Source organism: Phyllobacterium sp. P5_D12, assembly GCF_054049495.1.
In genome coordinates, this window is sequence record NZ_JBFUMG010000830.1 from 1 (window position 1) to 1,464 (window position 1,464).

Annotated in this window: 2 protein-coding genes; both read left to right on the forward strand. The window is 57.0% G+C overall.

What is annotated here, in order from left to right; translation table 11 throughout:
• The first annotated feature begins 38 nt into the window (after nt 1-38).
• Complete coding sequence (gene hemB, locus ACXJ5O_RS26825; RefSeq protein ID WP_457302566.1) at nt 39-1,025, forward strand: porphobilinogen synthase; 987 nt, start codon at nt 39-41, stop codon at nt 1,023-1,025.
• A gap of 80 nt (nt 1,026-1,105) precedes the next feature.
• Nucleotides 1,106-1,464: RDD family protein (locus ACXJ5O_RS26830; RefSeq protein ID WP_457302565.1), on the forward strand; the 359-nt coding region annotated here is incomplete at its 3' end.

Below are 1,464 nucleotides of genomic sequence, written 5' to 3' on the forward strand. Positions count from 1 at the left end.
CAACGTTTCAAACACGTGCGGCAAGAACAGTCGATGAAATCACGCAAGGCCGCCGCTTGCGACGCATGCGCAAGGCCGATTGGTCGCGACGTCTGGTTCAGGAAAACCAGCTGACCGTCGATGATCTGATCTGGCCGATTTTCCTGTGCGAGGGCACGAACCGGCGCGAAGACATCAACGCCATGCCGGGTGTTCAGCGTTTCTCCGTCGATATGGCGGTGCGAGAGGCGGAGCGTGCAGCCAAGCTCGGCATCCCCGCTATCGCCACGTTTGCCAATATCGATGCGGACCTGCGCGATGATGCGGGTTCCGGCATTCTCGATCCTGACAACCTCATCAACCGTGCAACGCGAGCAATCAAGGGTGCGGTGCCGGAAATCGGCATGATCACCGATGTTGCGCTCGATCCTTTCACGAGCCACGGCCATGATGGCATCCTGCGCGATGGCATCATCGTCAATGACGAGACCGTCGAGCAGATCACCCGAGGCGCCGTGCTGCAGGCAGCAGCGGGTGCCGATATCATCGCGCCGTCGGACATGATGGACGGGCGTATTGGCGCTATCCGCGATGCGCTGGACCAGAACGGCTTTCAGGACGTGGCGATCATGGCCTATGCCACGAAATTCGCCTCGGCTTTCTATGGCCCTTACCGTGAGGCGATCGGAACGTCGGGGCGTTTGAAGGGCGACAAGAAGACCTATTATATAGACCCGGCAAACAGCGATGAGGCGGTCCGCGAGGCCGAACAGGATCTGGCCGAGGGCGCGGATTCGCTTATGGTCAAACCTGGCCTGCCCTATCTCGATATTATCCGCCGGCTAAAAGACACATTCGCCGTGCCGACCTTCGCCTATCAGGTGTCAGGTGAATATACGATGATCAAGGCTGCCGGCGCCAATGGCTGGATCGATGAGGAGCGGGTCATGATGGAAACACTCCTGGCCTTCAAGCGGGCAGGCTGCGATGGCATCCTGACCTATTTTGCACCGACTGTGGCGGAACGTTTGAAAGCCGGTTATTGAATTCTTCTTGATATTTTGTTCTCGAATTCCCAATTTCAACGCAAACGGCGATATGTCCGTCTTGTGAAACAGGAAATGAAATGAACACGAAGACCCTTGATGGCGAAATTGTCACCAACCGCCTCGATGATTGGCGGCTGTATCAGGGTGTGCGCACGAGCCGCATCTTTGCGTTCCTGATCGATTATGTGATCGTTTTCTTCCTGTGCATTCCCGTTGCGATCCTGATTGCCATCATTGGTGTGGCGACGCTTGGTCTCGGCTGGATATTGTATGGCATCATGTTTCCTGTTGTCGCCCTTGCCTACATCGCGACGACGCTGGGCGGGCCACGCCAGGCGACAAAAGGCATGCAGACGATGGGATTGAAGCTGGAACGGCTTGACGGGCAGAAGGTCGACAGCTTGCTCGCCGTCGTACATACCGTCCTGTTCTGGGG